Below are 14,804 nucleotides of genomic sequence, written 5' to 3'. Positions count from 1 at the left end.
TATTTTTCTATTGGAGAAGCAACAGAAAAGATAAACTTGATTTTTAAGAAAAAAAGAGTAAAATTTAGTAAAAAGTTTTACTTGAAAATCAAGGCGCAATAATAAAATCATGGAGGCGAAAAACGTGGCAACAATAAAAGACATTGCAGAAAAGGCAGGATATTCAATTTCTACGGTATCGCGTGTATTGAACAACGATCAAAATCTTTCCGTTCCAGACGAAACGAGAGAAAAAATCTATAAAATGGCGGAAGAAATAGGATACCGCAAAAAAACAGTCCGGTTATTGGTGAAGAATATCGCTTTCTTGTATTGGTTGACGGATAAAGAAGAGCTTGAAGATATTTATTTTAAATCGATGAGGCTGGAGATCGAGAAATTGGCCCGCAAATTCAATATTGAGCTGACTACTTATAAAATCACCGGAGGTATTCAGGAAATACCAGATAACATCGAAGGTTTTATCGGAGTAGGGACGTTTTCGGATAAAGAATTGGCTTATTTGAGAAGCATTACTCCAAATGGCGTGTTTATCGATTCGACCCCTGATGCAGACCATTACGATTCAGTTCGGCCCGACTTGGAACAGATCACACGAAAAACCGTAAATTATTTAGTAGAGAAAGGCCATGAAAGCATCGGCTTTATTGGGGGAACATACCATAATCCGAATACTGATGAGGATGAAATGGATATTCGGGAAAAAGCATTTCGGGCATACACGGACGAAAAGGGCTTGCTGAAGGATGAGTTTATTTTCATTCATAGAGGTTTTTCTGTGGAAAATGGCTATAACTTGATGACGGAAGCAATCAAGACGCTTGGAGACAGACTGCCTACAGCTTTCTTTATCGCTGCAGATCCAATTGCGGTGGGATGCCTGCAAGCACTGAATGAACACGGCATTTTGATCCCGAATCGTGTATCTATAATCAGTATCAACAATACTAGTGTGGCGAAATATGTATCTCCTCCGTTAACTACCTATCATATTGATACAAAAGAAATTTGCAAAAATGCAATTGAGTTATTGCTTGAACAGCTAATAGATAATCGAAAGGTCGTAAAAACGGTTTTCTTGGGCTCAGAATTGATTGTCAGAAAAAGCGCGACTTGATTAGTAAAAAATAAAACGAACAATTTAAGTGTTTTTTCGTAAATGTTTTTACTTAAATAAATAAAATATTTGCTTGCTATTTTTCTGGTGGGTGTTATATTTATTTTAAGGAAAACGCTTACAAAAAAATATGCAATTTGAAAGGGTTGAAAATCAGTGAAAAGTTACAAAAAATATCTAGGTCTTATGAGTGGACTTGCTTTGAGTTTGTCTTTAGTTGCATGTGGTCCTCAAGAAAGCAGTGGAGAAGCGGGTGGTTCAGCTTCACCTGAAAGCGAAACGCGTGAATTGATCGTTTGGGAAGATATCGAAAAATCTGAGGGCATTAAAGATGCTATCGCTAAATTTGAGGAAGAAAAGGATGTAACGGTTAAAGTGGTTGAAAAGCCTTATGCCCAGCAAATCGAAGATCTTCGTTTGGATGGACCGGCTGGAACAGGGCCAGATCTTTTAACGATGGCTGGAGACCAAATCGGTACAGCAGTAGTTGAAGGCTTAGTTAAAGAAGTTGCGGTTGGTGAAGATATCCAATCGATTTACACGGATGCAGCTATGCAATCGCAAATGGTTGATGGCAAAATTTACGGCCTGCCAAAAGCAGTAGAGTCCACAATACTTTATTACAACAAAGACCTGGTTTCTGAGGAAGAACTGCCGGCTACACTTGATGAGTGGTACGAGTATTCCAAAGAAGTAACAAAAGGTGAGCAATATGGTTTCTTGGCGTTATTTGACCAAATCTATTATGCGCAAAGCGTTATGAGCGGTTATGGCGGCTATATCTTCAATAAAGACGCTGATGGAAACTACGATTCGGCTGACATTGGCTTGAACAATGAAGGGGCAATCGAAGGGGCAAATCAGATTCAGAAGTTCTACAGCGAAGGCTTATTCCCAGCAGGAATTATCGGGGAGCAAGGAATCAATGTATTGGAATCCTTGTTTACAGAAGGCAAAGCTGCGGCAATCATTTCTGGTCCATGGAACATTGAACCTTTTACAAAAGCAGGAGTTAACTTTGGCGTAGCCAAATTGCCTGAATTGGAAAACGGCGAAAATATGAGTTCTTTCATCGGAGTGAAAAGCTACAATGTGAGCTCATACTCGAAAAATGCAGAACTTGCTGAAGAACTATTGGTTTTCTTGGCAAATGAAGAAAACTCCAGAGCAAGATTTGAAGTGACGAAAGAAGTTCCAGCAGTGGAAGCTTTGGCTAATGATCCTGTTGTAGCAGAAAGTGAAGTCGCACAAGCGGTAGCTGAACAATCTGTATTCGCTGAACTAACACCAAACATCCCGGCGATGAACGAAGTCTGGACTCCTGCTGATGCAGCATTGCAGACGATTGCAACTGGCAAGGCAGAACCAAAAGATGCATTAAATCAAGCTGTAGAAACAATTAAAGGGCAAATCGAAGCAACACACGGCAGCAAATAAAAAGAAATTTTACTCAAGGGGGCTAAAGCCCCTCTCGAGCGTTAGTGGAACTCTGATTTTTAAAATGGAGTCTTACTGCGGGATAAATAATAGTGAAAAATACGGTGTCAACCTTTCATTAGGTTTGGCACCTTTATTCTAAGGATGTTTATCTGGGCTGTAACAGCAACTTTTATCCGTCCGTACATATAAAGAGGTGGAAATGATGCAACATCGTAAAATAGCCTTACTATTATCCGTTATACCTGGACTTGGCCAATTCTATAACAAACAGTGGATCAAAGGCCTTTTGTTCCTTGGAATTGGAATTTCCTTTTTTGCAGTATTTGGAGATCTCTTAAACATGGGATTTTGGGGGCTTTTCACACTCGGAACGGAAGTGCCGAGAGACAATTCGATTTTCCTTTTAGCTGAGGGCCTTATTGCGGTTATTGTGACAGCTTTCGGCCTGGGCTTTTATTACCTGAATTTAAAAGATGCATATAAAAACGGGAAATTGCGTGATGAAAAGAGGCAGCTTAGTTCCCTTAAGGCGGATTACCAAAATTTAATTTCGCAAGGATACCCGTACCTGATCAGCGGACCCTCTTTGTTCATTTTAATTTTTGCTGTTATCTTCCCGATCCTCTTTAGTTTTGCCTTGGCTTTCACAAACTATGATTTGTATCATTCTCCACCCGCCAATTTAGCGGATTGGGTCGGACTTGATACGTTTGCAAAAATTTTTACTGTTGATATTTGGCGGTCAACTTTTTTTAGTGTATTAGGCTGGACCATTATTTGGACACTTGTGGCTTCTACACTTCAAGTTAGTCTGGGGATTTTCATGGCTGTTCTTGTGAACCAGAAAGACATGCGTTTCAAGAAATTTTATCGTACGGTTCTCGTATTGCCATGGGCTGTGCCGGGATTTGTAACGATCTTAATCTTTGCAGGTTTATTTAACGACAGCTTTGGCGCTATTAATAATGACATTCTAGCAATGTTAGGAATAGATCCAATTCCTTGGCTGACAGACCAAAACTGGTCGAAGTTAGCGCTGATCCTCATGCAGGGCTGGTTAGGATTTCCATTTATTTTCCTGGTTACAACAGGGGTTCTGCAGTCGATTCCTGACGATCTTTATGAAGCGGCGACAATTGATGGGGCGTCGATATTTGCGAAGTTCAGAAATATCACAATGCCGATGATTCTGATTGCTACGGCTCCAGTTATCATTACTCAATTCACTTTTAACTTTAATAATTTTAATATTATCTATCTTTTCAATGGTGGTGGTCCTGCAGTTCCTGGATCAACTGCTGGAGGGACCGATATCCTCGTGTCCTGGATTTACAAATTGACTCTGCAGTCCAGCCAATATTCATTGGCGGCAGCATTAACCATTTTGCTATCGGTCTTCGTTATTGCGATTGCATTATGGCAATTCAGACGAACCAGCGCTTTTAAAGAGGGGGCTTGAAAATGAATAAATCGAAGTTCTTTCGTCTCCTGATTTCTCATTCCATTTTAATTTTTATGGCGATTCTCATTATCTATCCTTTGCTATGGACAGTCGGGGCAAGCTTTAATCCCGGAAATAGTTTGATCAGCACGACCATCATTCCTAAAAATCCGACATTGGATCATTACCGCGAATTGTTTGCCGGACAAGAAAGCCTGCAATATGTCCAGTGGTATTTAAACTCACTAAAAATCAGTGTTTTTACTATGATTGGTACGGTCATAAGTGTTTCCTTTACAGCTTATGCCTTTTCACGCTTCCGTTTTAAAGGCCGGAAGAACGCACTGACATTATTTTTATTGCTGCAAATGATTCCACAGTTTTCTGCGTTAATTGCTCTTTTTGTTTTGGCTCAGATCCTGGGAATGATGAATAGCCATTGGCTGTTGATTTTGCTGTATATCGGCGGCTTAATTCCGTTGAATACATATTTGATGAAAGGTTATATGGATTCCATTCCAATGGATTTGGACGAAAGCGCAAAGATAGACGGCGCGAGCAATACACGGATTTTCCTGCAAATCATCATGCCTTTATCAAGACCGATGATTGCGGTAATCGCTATGACCGGTTTTACAGGGCCGCTTGGCGACTTTATTTTGGCATCGACCATTTTAAGGTCACCTGAATATTACACATTGCCGATTGGTTTATACAATTTAGTAAACGATGTAATGGGGGCGAGCTTTACGACTTTTGCCGCAGGAGCCATCCTTATCAGTATCCCGATAGCGGTGATTTTCATCATGCTGCAAAAACATTTTGTTTCCGGGCTAACAGCAGGCGGAACGAAAGGTTGATAAGAAAAGCGAAAGCGACTATCCAGCTCCAACGTACAGCAATAAATAGATCTAAAGGAGACAATTATGCCAAAACATGAAAAAACCTATTTAACCAAAGCAAACTTCATGCTTCATGGAGGAGATTATAATCCCGATCAATGGCTGGACCAGCCGGATATTTTGGCTGATGACATCAAATTGATGAGGCTTTCTCATACCAATACTTTCTCGGTAGGGATTTTTGCATGGAGTGCCCTTGAACCGGAAGAGGGAGTTTACCAGTTTGAGTGGCTTGATGAGATTTTCGCTAATATCCATGGCATCGGCGGCCGTATTATTCTGGCCACACCAAGCGGTGCCCGCCCTGCCTGGTTGTCGCAAAAATACCCGGAAGTGCTGCGTGTCGATGCTTCCCGTGTAAAGCAATTGCATGGCATGAGGCATAATCATTGTTTCACATCAGAAGCGTACCGTGAAAAAACAGAACAAATCAACCGGTTGTTGGCTGAAAGATACGGTGATCATCCGGCGTTATTGATGTGGCATATTTCAAATGAATACGGTGGAGAATGCCATTGCGATAAATGCCAAAGTGCTTTTAAGAAATGGTTGAAGAATAAATACAACGACGACTTAAAAGCGTTGAACGATGCGTGGTGGGGGCCTTTTTGGAGCCACACATTCAATGACTGGTCGCAAATCGAATCGCCTTCTCCGATAGGGGAAAATATGGTGCATGGGCTGAACTTGGATTGGCGCAGATTTGTAACAGATCAAACTATTTCTTTCTATGAAAATGAAATTGTTCCATTGAGAGAATTAACACCGGAAATTCCGATTACGACGAATTTCATGGCGGATACCCACGACTTGATTCCTTTCCAAAGCTTGGATTACAGCAAATTTGCGAAGCACCTGGATGTCATCAGCTGGGATGCGTACCCGGCTTGGCACAATGATTGGGAGACGACGGCAGATTTAGCCAGCAAAGTAGGCTTTATCAATGACTTGTACCGCAGCTTAAAGCAGCAGCCATTCCTATTGATGGAATCGACTCCAAGCGGCGTGAACTGGCATGACGTCAACAAAGCAAAACGCCCGGGCATGCATTTGCTGTCTTCTATGCAGATGCTGGCCCATGGCTCGGACAGTGTGCTGTATTTCCAGTGGCGGAAATCACGCGGCTCTTCTGAGAAGTTTCACGGCGCAGTGGTCGACCATGACAACAGTTCTGAAAATCGCGTGTTCAAAGAAGTCGCCAAAGTAGGCGAGACTTTAGAAAAATTATCCGCTGTCGTCGGAACCAACCGTACATCCGATGTGGCCATCCTCTACGATTGGGAAAACAACTGGGCACTGAACGATGCACAAGGATACGGCATGCAATCAAAGCGCTATCCGCAAACTTTGCAAGAGCATTACCGCGCTTTCTGGGATAAAGATATTCCAGTCGATGTGATTACTAAAGAACAAGATTTCTCGTCGTACAAATTGTTAGTGGTGCCGATGCTTTATTTAGTCAGCGAAGAAACGATTGGCCGGTTAAAGGAGTTTGTTGCAAATGGCGGCACGTTAGTGATGACTTATATCAGCGGAATTGTTAACGAATATGATTTAACTTATCTGGGCGGCTGGCATAAAGATTTGCAGGAACTTTTTGGCATCAACCCGCAGGAAACCGATACGCTGTATCCGAAAGACAGAAATGCCGTCCTTTATGGAAATAAAACATACGAGTTGAAAGATTACGCAACGGTGCTGGACGTCCATTCAGCAGTGGTGGAAGGCCAATACCAAACCGACTTTTATGCTGATACACCAGCCCTGACAAGCAAACAATATGGCGAAGGAAAATCCTATTATATCGGAGCGCGTCTAGAAGCCGACTTCCATCAAGATTTTTATGGGAAATTGATTGAAGAATTGGCCATTGAGCCGGCTCATTCTGTAAAACATAGTGAAGGTGTATCCATTCAGGTTAGGGAAGACCAAGAAAATGAATATGTTTTCGTGATGAACTTTACGGAACAACAGCAGACTGTCTCATTTGGTGCGACTGTTAAAGATTTGGTCACCGAAGAAGAACTAACTGGAGATTTAACACTAGAAAAATACGAAGTAAGAATCGTCGCGAAAGCGAAAAACGATTGATTTAACAAAAAATGCCCACTCTATATAAATCAACAAATAGAGTGGGCGTTTTATTTGAAATATATTGGGAGCGCTTACTTTTAGGTGTTGCACGCTATGCTTGGCCATAAAAATGAAGGAAGTGAAAGAAGATGGAGCGAAAACAAAACATGAAAGTATGGTTAGTTGGTGTATTGGCGGTTGTAATGGCATTGAGTTCTTTGGGGCTACAGAATACAGCAGCATTCGCTGCTGACTCCCAGAAGCAATATTTAACCAATGGCGGATTTGAATCGGATCTTTGGCAAACATGGAATGTCGAGGCCGCCAATTGGGACAGTTTAGAGGCGCAGCATTTTTCCTATGCCGAAGACACGTGGATGACGGCTGACGAAGGAGAGCGCGCATTCAAATATTGGCTCAAAGATGGCTCAGGCGGTGGCCTTACAGTAAGCCAAACTCTTTCTGCACTTCCAGCGGGAAGCTATGAACTTTCTGTAAAAACGATGGGGGGAGCGGGCGCTGAAGCGGGGACCGTAAAACTATTCGCCGGGAATGAAACCGTGGAAGCAACAGCGACAACCGGCTACAATGCATGGGGAGTTTTGACCTTGAAATTTGAACTGGCGGAAGAACTGTCCGATGTTAAAGTAGGGGCAGTTGTAACAGGAAACTCAAATGCTTGGGGTTATTTGGATAGCTTTAGCTTAACTTCAACAAGTGGTGGAGAAGTTGATATTCCTGCACCGGTTGCAGCTGATATTTTTGTTGAAAGAGTGGCTGGGATGGATGAAGATTTCATTAAAGGCGTAGACGTTTCCAGCATCATCGCTTTGGAAGACAGCGGAGTGAAATTTTATAATGAGGCAGGGAAAAAACAGGATATTTTTAAAACGCTGAAAGAATCGGGCGTCAATTATGTCCGGGTCCGTATTTGGAACGACCCTTACGACTCAAAAGGCCGCGGCTACGGCGGAGGCAATAATGATCTGGAAAAAGCCGTCGAAATCGGAAAAAGAGCGACAGCCAATGGCATGAAGCTGCTTGTTGACTTCCATTATTCCGATTTCTGGGCAGATCCCGCTAAGCAACAAGCGCCAAAAGCTTGGGCAAATTTAAATTTTGAAGACAAAAAAGCGGCGCTTTACAGCTACACAAAAGCAAGCCTGAAAACAATGGAAGCTGCCGGAGTCGACATTGGAATGGTGCAGATCGGCAATGAAACGAACGGCTCAGTGGCCGGAGAAAAGGAATGGAAGAAAATGAGTGCGCTGTTTAGCGCAGGAAGCAAAGCAGTCAGAGAGACAGATAAAGATATTTTGGTAGCTTTGCATTTCACCAACCCAGAAACAGCAGGAAGATATGCTTCAATTGCTGAAACACTCAAAACAAACGACGTGGATTATGATGTATTTGCCAGTTCTTATTATCCATTCTGGCATGGCACTTTGAAGAATCTGACCACAGTCTTAAAAAACGTTGCCAATAATTACGGCAAAAAAGTGATGGTGGCGGAAACTTCTTATGCCTATACAGCTGAAGATGGAGATGGGCATGGGAATACAGCTCCAAAAAGCTCCGGCCAAACCTTGAACTACCCAATCACGGTCCAAGGACAAGCGACGGCGGTGAGAGACGTAATAGAGGCGGTTGCAAATGTAGGTGAAGCGGGACTTGGCGTCTTTTATTGGGAACCGGCGTGGATTCCGGTAGCGCCGGATAAAAAATTGGAGAAAAAGAAAGCGCTTTGGGAAAAATACGGTTCTGGATGGGCTTCCAGTTATGCGGCGGAATACGATCCTGAAGATGCAGGCGAGTGGTACGGGGGAAGTGCAGTAGACAATCAGGCTTTGTTCGATTTTTACGGGCGCCCATTGCCGTCACTTGATGTATTTAAATACGTAAATACAGGAGCAGTTGCACCCCTAAGAATAGATGAAATTAAAGACCTGTCGGTTAGCGCAATTTCAGGCGAAGCAGTAGTGCTGCCTGACACCGTAACCGCTGTTTACAACGATGGCAGCAAGAGAGCGGTTAACGTTATGTGGGACCAAGAAGCACTAAACCAGGCCATCACTGCAGGTGCTGGAACTTATGTGATTAATGGAGCTGTTGAAGGTGGGCTGACAGTTAAAGCGCATCTCGAAATCAAACCGAAAAATTACGTGGTGAATCCAAGTTTTGAAAACAGTGACAGAAGCATGTGGAAAATCTCTTATGGAACTGGATCTTCTTATACCGACTATTTGGAAAAAGCGTCCGATGCGAAATCAGGAAATTATTCGCTGCATTTCTCAGGAAATGTGGTCGATTTTAAAGCAGAGCAGAAGATTACAGGATTAGAACCTGGATACTATAATCTTTCTATGTTCTTGCAAGGCGGCGACGCCGCAGATCCGGATATGTACTTATACGCAGACAATGGTACACAGCAATACAAGATGATTACTTCTGTACATGGCTGGGTCAATTGGAGCAACCCTGAAATTAAAGACATTCTGGTAACAGATGGAACTCTGACGATAGGTGCGAGTATAAAAGCGGGTTCAGGTGCTTGGGGCACTTTAGATGACTTTTATTTGTATCGTGTAAAAGGTGAGGGAGAATAACTGGCACTCCATGAAATAGAATTTTGGGAACTCGCTTACAAGACAGAGAAGACAATTTAGAAATAAAGAAGGCGATTGAAAAGTCCATTTTCAATCGCCTTTTTTATATTGGGTGGGGTTTATTGCTTTGGAGTTTCATTTTTGGAGAACATTAAATACAGTCCGATCAAAGCCATTGCTGCCAATAAAACGAGGGAAATAGTGGGCAAGTTGCCGAACCCGCCTGCTTCTTCCACTTCCAAAAATCCAAAAGAGGCTGCTTGCAAGATGGAATCTCCCAATAACTGAAGCTGATAACAGAGGATGCCGACAAACACGGCTTGGGCGATGATGAAGATGCCGATTAAACGTTTCATTCGTTGTTCACCCTTTAAGTTAGGATTTATAATTTGCGGTGTTAGCTTATCATAAGAGACAGCCAGTGCTTTGGCAAATTTTCATCCGCTTTAGCTATCAGAAGTTTATCATGGACTTAGAGTCAAAGATCGTTTGGGCAAGGTACACTAAAGAAAAACAAAGGGGATAACAATGGAAAAAACAATAGTGGAAAAACTCAACTTACACAAATACGAAAAAGTGGCGGTGCTTAATTTACCGGAAGGAGCGGACTATTTGTCCCAGCTTTCGGATTTTGATACAGCAATTGCCACTGTGCCTTATGATGTGATCTTTTCTTTTGTTCTTGATATGGATTCTTTAAAAGAGGTGGTAAATAAGGTCATTGAAAACAATGCCCTATCCAAAGGTGGTTATCTGTTCTTGGCGTATCCGAAGAAAGGCAATAAGGTCTATCCGGCTTTCATTCATCGGGATGAGTTATTGGCTGGATTAGGTGCCGGTGAAGATGGCTATATTGGAACAAGCGATATCAAGTTTGCCCGGATGGTCGGATTGGATGATATTTTCACGGTAGTGGGCTTAAAGGAAGACTCAAAAAACCGCCATAAACTTTCGACAGCGGCGAGCCAATGTGTGGATGATTATATTGAACTGATTTCAGAAGTGGAAAATGATTTGCGGCAAACACCTAAATTATTAGCGATTTATCAATCGCTTACGCCAGGCTACAAAAAAGACTGGGCGAGATATGTCTATAGCGCAAAACAAGAAGCCACGAAAACAAAACGGCGTGAGGAAATGCGGAAAATCTTAGGCGCCGGTTACAAGAGCCGAGATTCTTATCAAAGAAATAAATAAAACAAACAAAAAGATTTTGATGTTGTAGTGATGAGCTGTCATAAGATGGGGGGACTTGCGGCTTATCTAAGACCAGAAAGAGAGCAAAGGTTAACTTTGCTCTCTTTCTGGTCTTGAACTTAGCATCAGGGTTTTGCCTGTTCGATCCGTTCTTTGATAGCGCCGAAAACCAGCTCCGGCTCATCCTCCATCACGAAGTGCCCGCTGTTCTTAGCGACGATCAGCTTGCTGTCAGTAGAAAGTGCAAGGAGTTGCTTTTGCTGCTCCTGCCACGTTTTTTCCATTTCTCTGCTGTTTTCCGCTGATATTCCCACAGCGGTGGCATCTGTTGGAATTCCGTGGGTGATAATGGTTAAAGGAAGGCCTCCCAAAGTTTGGTCCCGGATGCTGTCCTCTAGGTCAGTGAGGTTTTTCAATTCCTGTTCTTGAGCCTGGAAAAACTTAGGCTGCATTTCGATGTTCATCGCTCTGTCCTGCTCGTTTTCAGGAAGGTTGGGTAAAACGGAATTCTCCATCAAGCGGATAACCCCAAGCCGCTTTAATAAAGTTAATGTATTGGCAGATGGCATATTTACTGAAGCGGGATCAAGGCCAGCCTCTTCGAAAAAAGGAGTGGTTTCTTTAGAGAAGTTTTCTGGTCTTGCATCAAGCAGCACGATGCCTCCGACTTCTTCTGGATAGGTTTGGGCAAACAGGCGGGAGTACATCCCTCCAAGCGAATGGCCCACCAAGATATAAGGGCCTTCAATTTTTTCCTTCTTTAAAGCGGTGTACAGTTCACGGACAATATTGCTGCCTGTCCGTTCGGTGGTCGCCTCTTCACTCCAGGCATAGCCCGCACGGTCATAAGTGACGACAGTGCCATATTCAGCTAACCTCTTCGGCAAATCCTTCCAGCTTTTGCTTGCTAATCCACTGCCGGTTTCTAACAAGATAACAGGCTTTCCATTTCCTTGCTGTTGAAGGTGCAATTTGAAATCGCCGACATCAACCATTTTCCCTTCAGGCGGATACTTTTTGGCTCCTTGGTGGCTGGCTACCGCTTCAAATGCAATTCCTGAAATTACTAGGAGAACGATTAAAGCAACGAACGAAAAAAGAATCTTCTTCCATAAAGGCTTAACTTTCTTCTTTGCAATCGATGTCCCCATATGGAGCTCCTCCTATTGAATTTTCTTCGATTATAATCCTGTGTTCTTTGGATCACACGATTATATTTTCCTAAATAGGAGTAGAATTATCAGCAAAATAAGCGGGAATTCCTTGGATGCCAAAAGCTTGGGCATTGAAAGGCAAGCATTTAAAACCATTGGTCCCTTTAGTGGGTGTATACTTGGGATAAAGGAAAAATGTGTACGCTTTGGAGGAAAAATTATGTATAGCAATATTCGAATAGAAGATTTAATTCCAACGATTGAAAAAGAAGAAATGGTATTGATCGATGTCCGGTCGCCGTCCGAATACAAAAATTTCACGATTCCGGGAAGCGTCAATATTCCATTTTTCGATGACGCGGAACGGGCAGAAATCGGGACATTGTATAAACAAGTGAACGTGGATGCTGCCAAAGAACGCGGGCTTGAAATTATTTCTGCCAAGCTTCCGGAATTTGTCCGGGAATTTAATAAGGTCAGCGGCAACAAAACGGTATTTTGCTGGCGTGGGGGAATGCGCAGCAGAACGACCGCAACACTCCTGTCTTTGATGGATATCCATGTGAACAGGCTGGAAGGGGGAATCCGTGAATACCGCAAATGGGTAGTCAACCAATTGGAACAGCCGGAAGTTTCAGTGGAAGCCTTTGTGTTGAACGGATTGACCGGAACCGGCAAAACGAGAATCTTGAAGGTGCTGCAAAAAGAAGGTTATCCGGTTATGGACCTGGAGGCTATGGCCAACCACAAAGGATCGATATTCGGCCATATCGGCGCAGAGCCCCACAACCAAAAAGTGTTTGATTCATTGCTTGTCCATAAAATGCGGGAGCTGCAAAATTCGCCTTACGTACTTTTTGAAGCAGAAGGCAACCGGATCGGCAAAGCAGGGATTCCTCCTTGGCTCAGCGAATGGAAATCACGCAGCCTGCAGCTGATCATCGATATGCCTATGGAAGAACGAATCAAAGAAATTCTGGAAGACTACCAGCCTGAGCAGCACCAACAGGAATTTATGGAAGCCTTTCTCCGGATCAAATCGCGGATGCCGCAAGAAGTGGCGGTTCAAATAGAAGCGAACTTGGAAACTGAGGAATATTCTGATGCGGTCAATCTGCTGTTGGAGTATTATTATGATTCCCGCTATCAACACACGGGTCTCCAGTATCCGGAAACGCAGAAAAAGATTTTAAAGGTCCAAAATATAGAAGAGGCCATTCAAGCGGTGAAAGACCATATCCCAAAATTGGATGCCACAATTAGCAAGCAGTTTGTTTAAACCCTAGAGAGTTGCTTGCTTTAAAAAGTGGGAACCTGCGAAAAGTCCTGCTATAGCAGAGCTATCAAAATGAGATGAGGAAATAAACGATGATTGATTTGCCAAACTGCCCGAAATGCAACTCAGCGTATACGTATGAAGATGGAAGCCAGTTTGTCTGTCCGGAATGCAGCCATGAGTGGATGCCGGCAGGAGAAATGGAAGCAACTGCAGAAACGATCGTGGCCAAAGATGCCAACGGCAATCCATTAAACAACGGAGATGCTGTCACCGTCATTAAAGATTTAAAAGTAAAAGGCAGTTCGTCCGTCTTAAAAATCGGGACAAAAGTAAAAAATATCCTGCTAGTCGAAGGAGACCATGACATCGATTGCAAGATTGATGGATTTGGCCCGATGAAACTAAAGTCCGAATTTGTGAAAAAAGCATAACAGGTAAACCAACAAAACAAGCTTGGCGGAACTTCCTATAAGAAGCCGCCAAGCTCGTTTTTGTTTAAGGGGTTGTTTTATAGCTTTCCTGTAGAGTTTCTAGCTCTTCCAGCAAATCTGTTCCGATCTCTCCGCTGAATTGTTCGTACAGTGGAGCCAGTTTTTCCGCCCATTGCTGTTTTTGGGCTGCAGTCAGTTCATGGATTTGAATATCCGATTGCTGTTTGATGAGCGCGAGCTGTTCCTCATTGATCTTGATGGCATTCTTATCATTCCAAGCTGTCGTCTCTTCCATGGCTTCTAAAAGAATCCGCTTGGTATCGTCTGATTGCTGATTCCAGACATTTTGGTCCATCATGACAGCATAGCCTAAATAGCCGTGGTTGCTGATAGTCAAATGCTGTTGGACATTATAAAATTTTTTAGAGTATATATTGGAGATCGTATTTTCTTCGCCGTCAACTTTCCCGGCTTCGATCAAATTATAAGTGGAGTTGAACGATTCTTCATGAGACTCCACCCCTAATAATCGGAACTGCTCGCGGATGATTTCATTTGGCATGATCCGAAGCTTTTGCCCTGTCAAATCAGCGGGATTTAACACAGGACCGGTATTGGTAGTGATTTGCTTAAAGCCATTGGACCAGTGCGCAAGCCCGACCAGCTCATTTTCCTGGAGGGACTCCAGCAATTTCTGGCCAATATCTCCGTGTATTCCGCGCTGCATCGCTTCATGGCTCCCAAAAGCGAAAGGCAAGTCAAGTATGCCCCATTTCGGCGATAATTCGCCAAGCTTGGAAGTGGAAGGTGCGATAATTTGAACTTGTCCATCCTTTAAAGCATTGATTTCTTCGATGTCAGAGTATAAGCTTCCGTTAGGGAAGACAACAATTTGAATTTTGCCGTTTGATTTTTCGGCGACAAGCTCGGCAAATTTAGCCGCAGCTTGCCCTTTTGGCGTATTTTCAGCCACTACGTGGCTAAACTTGAACACAATTTGTCCGCTTAACCCTTCTTGGTCATCATCATAGGGAGGCTCTGCTTGCGGAAATAGATTGGAATAGCCTAAATAAGCGGCAAGGGCGAGAACGATGCATACAAGGACCAAATATACGGATGTCTTTTTCATGCTGAACCTCCTCTAAAATCGTTACTGTAAGCATA

12 protein-coding genes are annotated in these 14,804 nt (G+C 43.1%); 9 read left to right on the top strand and 3 right to left on the bottom strand.

Annotated features, from left to right (window positions below; all coding sequences use genetic code 11):
* Positions 1-124 precede the first annotated feature (124 nt).
* From FQV28_RS17570 to FQV28_RS17545, 6 genes are all read left to right on the top strand, one after another.
* Positions 125-1,117, top strand: a complete 993-nt coding sequence (locus FQV28_RS17570; protein WP_146497818.1) for a galactan degradation operon transcriptional regulator GanR — start codon at positions 125-127, stop codon at positions 1,115-1,117.
* Between the two features lie 156 nt (positions 1,118-1,273).
* Entirely contained in the window at positions 1,274-2,554 is a 1,281-nt protein-coding gene (gene ganS, locus FQV28_RS17565; RefSeq protein ID WP_146497817.1) for an arabinogalactan oligomer ABC transporter substrate-binding protein GanS, read from the top strand.
* A gap of 205 nt (positions 2,555-2,759) precedes the next feature.
* Positions 2,760-4,016, top strand: a complete 1,257-nt coding sequence (gene ganP, locus FQV28_RS17560; protein WP_146497816.1) for a galactooligosaccharide ABC transporter permease GanP — start codon at positions 2,760-2,762, stop codon at positions 4,014-4,016.
* A 2-nt stretch (positions 4,017-4,018) separates the two neighbouring features.
* Positions 4,019-4,858, top strand: a complete 840-nt coding sequence (gene ganQ / locus FQV28_RS17555; protein ID WP_146497815.1) for a galactooligosaccharide ABC transporter permease GanQ — start codon at positions 4,019-4,021, stop codon at positions 4,856-4,858.
* Between the two features lie 63 nt (positions 4,859-4,921).
* Positions 4,922-6,991 (top strand): beta-galactosidase GanA, encoded by a 2,070-nt coding sequence (locus tag FQV28_RS17550; RefSeq protein ID WP_146497814.1) that lies wholly within the window; start codon positions 4,922-4,924, stop codon positions 6,989-6,991.
* Between the two features lie 131 nt (positions 6,992-7,122).
* Positions 7,123-9,579, top strand: a complete 2,457-nt coding sequence (locus tag FQV28_RS17545; RefSeq protein ID WP_255473002.1) for a glycosyl hydrolase 53 family protein — start codon at positions 7,123-7,125, stop codon at positions 9,577-9,579.
* A gap of 119 nt (positions 9,580-9,698) precedes the next feature.
* Here FQV28_RS17545 and FQV28_RS17540 read toward each other — a convergent pair whose 3' ends face one another.
* The gene (locus tag FQV28_RS17540; protein ID WP_146497813.1) at positions 9,699-9,935 is read right to left on the bottom strand and encodes a hypothetical protein; all 237 of its coding nucleotides are present in this window, start codon (positions 9,933-9,935) and stop codon (positions 9,699-9,701) included.
* Positions 9,936-10,107: 172 nt separating this feature from the next.
* Here FQV28_RS17540 and FQV28_RS17535 point away from each other — a divergent pair, with 172 nt between their 5' ends.
* Entirely contained in the window at positions 10,108-10,776 is a 669-nt protein-coding gene (locus FQV28_RS17535) for a YdeI/OmpD-associated family protein (RefSeq protein WP_146497812.1), read from the top strand.
* Positions 10,777-10,901: 125 nt separating this feature from the next.
* Here FQV28_RS17535 and FQV28_RS17530 read toward each other — a convergent pair whose 3' ends face one another.
* The gene (locus FQV28_RS17530) at positions 10,902-11,927 is read right to left on the bottom strand and encodes an alpha/beta fold hydrolase (RefSeq protein ID WP_146497811.1); all 1,026 of its coding nucleotides are present in this window, start codon (positions 11,925-11,927) and stop codon (positions 10,902-10,904) included.
* A 223-nt stretch (positions 11,928-12,150) separates the two neighbouring features.
* On the opposite strand from FQV28_RS17530, the gene mnmH reads away from it, so the two are divergent.
* Entirely contained in the window at positions 12,151-13,209 is a 1,059-nt protein-coding gene (gene mnmH / locus FQV28_RS17525; protein ID WP_146497810.1) for a tRNA 2-selenouridine(34) synthase MnmH, read from the top strand.
* Between the two features lie 89 nt (positions 13,210-13,298).
* Positions 13,299-13,640: a zinc ribbon domain-containing protein YjdM gene (locus FQV28_RS17520; RefSeq protein WP_146497809.1), complete on the top strand. Its 342-nt coding sequence runs from the start codon at positions 13,299-13,301 to the stop codon at positions 13,638-13,640.
* A 64-nt stretch (positions 13,641-13,704) separates the two neighbouring features.
* Here FQV28_RS17520 and FQV28_RS17515 read toward each other — a convergent pair whose 3' ends face one another.
* Complete coding sequence (locus tag FQV28_RS17515) at positions 13,705-14,769, bottom strand: DctP family TRAP transporter solute-binding subunit (RefSeq protein WP_146497808.1); 1,065 nt, start codon at positions 14,767-14,769, stop codon at positions 13,705-13,707.
* Between the last annotated feature and the right edge of the window lie 35 nt (positions 14,770-14,804).

Source organism: Planomicrobium sp. CPCC 101079, assembly GCF_007859275.1.
Lineage (GTDB): Bacteria > Bacillota > Bacilli > Bacillales_A > Planococcaceae > Planococcus.
Note: the sequence above shows the minus strand (reverse complement) of the source record. Positions and strands in the feature narration are given on the sequence as shown.

Bases quoted from the DNA above. Each gene is read 5' to 3' on its own strand.
- ganP (WP_146497816.1), top strand. From the start codon at position 2,760: ATGCAACATCGTAAAATAGCCTTACTATTATCCGTTATACCTGGACTT.
- ganQ (WP_146497815.1), top strand. From the start codon at position 4,019: ATGAATAAATCGAAGTTCTTTCGTCTCCTGATTTCTCATTCCATTTTA.
- FQV28_RS17545 (WP_255473002.1), top strand. From the start codon at position 7,123: ATGGAGCGAAAACAAAACATGAAAGTATGGTTAGTTGGTGTATTGGCG.
- FQV28_RS17540 (WP_146497813.1), bottom strand. From the start codon at position 9,935: ATGAAACGTTTAATCGGCATCTTCATCATCGCCCAAGCCGTGTTTGTC.
- FQV28_RS17535 (WP_146497812.1), top strand. From the start codon at position 10,108: ATGGAAAAAACAATAGTGGAAAAACTCAACTTACACAAATACGAAAAA.
- FQV28_RS17530 (WP_146497811.1), bottom strand. From the start codon at position 11,927: ATGGGGACATCGATTGCAAAGAAGAAAGTTAAGCCTTTATGGAAGAAG.
- mnmH (WP_146497810.1), top strand. From the start codon at position 12,151: ATGTATAGCAATATTCGAATAGAAGATTTAATTCCAACGATTGAAAAA.
- FQV28_RS17520 (WP_146497809.1), top strand. From the start codon at position 13,299: ATGATTGATTTGCCAAACTGCCCGAAATGCAACTCAGCGTATACGTAT.
- FQV28_RS17515 (WP_146497808.1), bottom strand. From the start codon at position 14,769: ATGAAAAAGACATCCGTATATTTGGTCCTTGTATGCATCGTTCTCGCC.